This window comes from Rhodococcus sp. CX (genome assembly GCF_015865005.1).
Taxonomy (GTDB): domain Bacteria; phylum Actinomycetota; class Actinomycetes; order Mycobacteriales; family Mycobacteriaceae; genus Rhodococcus.
The window spans coordinates 1-3632 of record NZ_JADZGH010000101.1 but is presented as its reverse complement, the minus strand read 5'-3'; the positions used below and the strand labels follow the sequence as shown (position 1 = coordinate 3632).

At 69.3% G+C, this 3632-nt stretch carries 1 protein-coding gene; it reads left to right on the top strand.

Annotated elements, in window-relative coordinates; genetic code table 11:
* Window positions 1-3632: non-ribosomal peptide synthetase (locus tag I0Q12_RS11100; protein ID WP_197251973.1), on the top strand; the 3632-nt coding region annotated here is incomplete at both ends.

Genomic DNA, 3632 nt, shown 5'->3' with positions numbered 1-3632 from the left:
GACGAGTTGCTGGGCCGGGTGCGGGAGGTCGTGCTCGGCGGGTTCGCCCACCAGGACCTGCCGTTCGAGGAGATCGTCCGGGCGTCGGGCGCCGAACGCATCGGCACCCACAATCCGCTCTACCAGGTCATGCTCGCCTACCGCGCCGACTCCGGCGACCTCGCGTTCGGGGCCGGGCTCGACTCGGTTACCGAACCCGCCGACCTGGCGGTCGTCAAGGCGGACCTCGAGATCTCGGTCTCCGAAACCGATTCCGGCCTCGACCTGACCGTCGACTACGCCACCGAACTGTTCGAGGCCGCCACGGCCGAACGCTTCGTCGCCGCGCTGCGTGCTGCGTTCGGTGTGTTGGTGGGTGCTGGTGGTGTGCGGTTGTCGTCGGTGGATGTGGTGCCGGTGGCGGATCGGGTGTTGGTGTCGGGGTTCGCGGCGGGTGAGTCGGTGCCGGTTTCGGTGTCGACGTTGGATGGGTTGTTGGCGTTGTCTCCGGGTTTCGGGTCGGGGGCGCCGGCGGTGGTGTTCGGGGACGAGTCACTGTCGTATGCGCAGTTCGAGTCGCGGGTGAATCGGTTGGCTCGGGTGTTGGTCGATGCCGGTGTGCGGGTGGGGGATCGGGTTGCGGTGTGTGTGCCGCGGTCGTTGGATCTGCCGGTGGTGTTGGCGGCGGTGATGCGGGCCGGTGGTGCGTATGTGCCGGTGGATGCGTCGTATCCGGTGGAGCGGATCGAGTATGTGGTTTCCGACGGTGCGCCGTCGTTGGCGGTGGTGGATGTGTCGGCGCGGTCGGTGATCTCGGGTGTGCCGGTGGTGGAGTTGGGTCCGGACTGCTGGGATGCGTGGTCGGGGGTGTCGGATGCGCCGGTGGTGTTGTCGCGGCCGGTGTCGGGTCGGGATGCGGCGTATGTGATCTATACGTCGGGGTCGACGGGTCGGCCGAAGGGGGTGGTGGTCGAGCATCGGTCGTTGGTGAATTTCCTGGTGTGGAAGATGCGGGCGACGGGGATCGTGGCGTCGGATCGGGTGTTGCAGAAGGCGCCGACGGCGTTCGATGCGTCGGTGTGGGAGTTCTTCGTGCCGTTGGTGGCGGGGGCGTCGGTGGTGGTGGCCGAGCCGGAGGGGCATCGGGATCCGTCCTATCTGGTGGGGTTGATGTCCTCGGGTGCGGTGTCGGTGGTGGAGTTCGTGCCGTCGATGCTCGATGCGTTGCTCGAGTTCGTGTCGGATCCGTCGCAGGTGGCGGGTGTGGAGCGGGTGTTCTGTGGTGGGGAGGAGCTTTCGCCTGCGTCGGCGTCGGCGGCGTTGGAGGTGTTCGGGGATCGGTTGTTCAATCTGTACGGTCCGACGGAGGCGACGGTGGGGATCACCTCGCAGGTGATTTCGCGGGAGGTGGTCTCGCGGTCGCGGGCGGCGTTGCCGATCGGGTCGCCGGCGTTCAATTCGTCGGCGTGGGTGTTGGATCGGTTCCTGCGTCCGGTTCCGGTGGGGGTGCCGGGTGAGTTGTATCTCGGTGGGGTGCAGGTGGCGCGGGGGTATCACGGTCGGCCGGGGTTGTCGGCGACAGCGTTCGTGGCGAATCCGTTCGGCGTCGGGGCGAGCGGAGCGACGGGGGATGTCGTTGCTGCCGGTGGGCGGTTGTATCGGACGGGGGATCTGGTGCGGTGGAATGCGTTCGGTGGGTTGGAGTATCTGGGTCGGTGTGACGATCAGGTGAAGATTCGTGGGTTCCGGGTGGAACTCGACGAAATCCGCGCCGCCCTCGACGCCCACCCGTGGGTCCGTTCGTCCACCGTGATCGCCCGGACCGGAACCTCCGGTCGCGACGCGACCCTCGCCGCCTACTGCACGCTCGACCGCGGCGCCTCGGACGGTGAGGATCCGACTTCCACTCTGCGGGAACATCTCTCGTCGCGCCTGCCGGACTACATGGTGCCGCCCACGATCACCGTGCTCGACGAGCTGCCGGTGACCGTCAACGGCAAGCTCGACCGCAAGGCACTGCCGGAGCCGGTCGCCCCGGTCCACGACGGAGGCCGGGCACCGGCCACCGAGTCCGAACGGGCAGTGGCCGAGGTCTTCCGCGACGTGCTCGGCCTCGACGACACCGTGACCATCGGTGTCGACAGCGACTTCTTCGACCTCGGTGGGCACTCGCTGCTCGCGACCCGGGCCGTGGCGCGCCTGTCCGCCCGCTTCGCCCGCAAGCTGACGCTGCGCGACCTGTTCGAGGCCCGGTCCGTCGGCGATCTCGCCCGCACTCTCGACGCAGCCGAGGGCGCGATCTCGATCGGTGTCGCCGACGTCGTCGTGCCGGAGACGGTTCCGGCGTCGGCAGGTCAGCGGTCACTGTGGGTGATCGAGCAGATCACCGGAGCCGGCTCGGTCTACACCGTGCCGCTCGTGCTCACCGTGCCCGACGACTTCTCCGCCGACGCGTGGGCGGCGGCACTGACCGATCTCACCACGCGACACGAGGCACTGCGGTCCCGGCTGGTCCCCGGACCGGACGGCATCGAGCTCGACGTCGAGGCTCCGCGCACCGGCGCGTTCCCCGTCGAGGAGATCGTGAGCGATGCCGACACCCTGACCGACGCGGTCGCGCAGTGGGTCGATCGCCCGCTCTCCCTCCGTCTGGACCCGGCGATGCGTGCCGCGGTGTTCACCGTCGACGGCCGGCCGCAGGTGGCGGCGCTGGCAGTGCACCACGCGTTCGTCGACGAATGGTCGACGCCCACGCTGCTCGGCGACCTCCTCGGCGCCTACACCGCGCGCCGCGGCGGCACCGCACCGGAGTGGACGCCGGAATCCGTGACTTTCCGGCACTTCGCGGCCTGGCAGGACGCGATGCTCGCCGGCGCCGACCGGCCCGGAACCGCCGCGGCCGACCACGTCGACTACTGGCGCGACCGGCTCGCCGGCGTCCCCGAGGTGTCGATGATCGCCACCGACCGGCCGCGACCCGCGGTCCAGGACTTCGCCGGGTTCGAACTCGCCTTCACGATCGATCCGGAGGTCTCGGCCGCGCTGCGACGGGTGTGCACCGAACGCGACGTCACGATGTACATGCTGGTCCAGGCCGCGGTCGTGATCGCGATGCAGCGGTTGGGTGCGGGTGACGACATCGTGGTGGGGTCGCCGGTGGGTGGCCGTACGGACGAGGCGTTGGCGTCGGTGGTGGGGTACTTCGTGAACACGCTGCCGTTGCGTCACGATCTGTCGGGGGATCCGACGGTGGACGAGTTGCTGGGCCGGGTGCGGGAGGTCGTGCTCGGCGGGTTCGCCCATCAGGACCTGCCGTTCGACCACATCGTGCGGGTCAGCGGCACCACGCCGTCGGCCTCGCACAACCCGCTGTTCCAGACGCTCGTGTCCTTCCGGGTCGCGGACCTGGTCGACGAGACCCACGACGTCCTCGGCCGCGCAGGCTTCGGCCGGTACACCGAGGCCGACGAAACCAACAGCGTCAAGGCGGACCTCGAGATCGAGATCGCCGATACACCCGACGGACTGAGCGGCACGCTCGCGTGCGCCGGTGCCCTGTTCGACATCGAGACCGCTCAGCGGGCGGTCGAGACACTGCGCGGCGCGTTCGGTGTGTTGGTGGGTGCTGGTGGTGTGCGGTTGTCGTCGGTGGA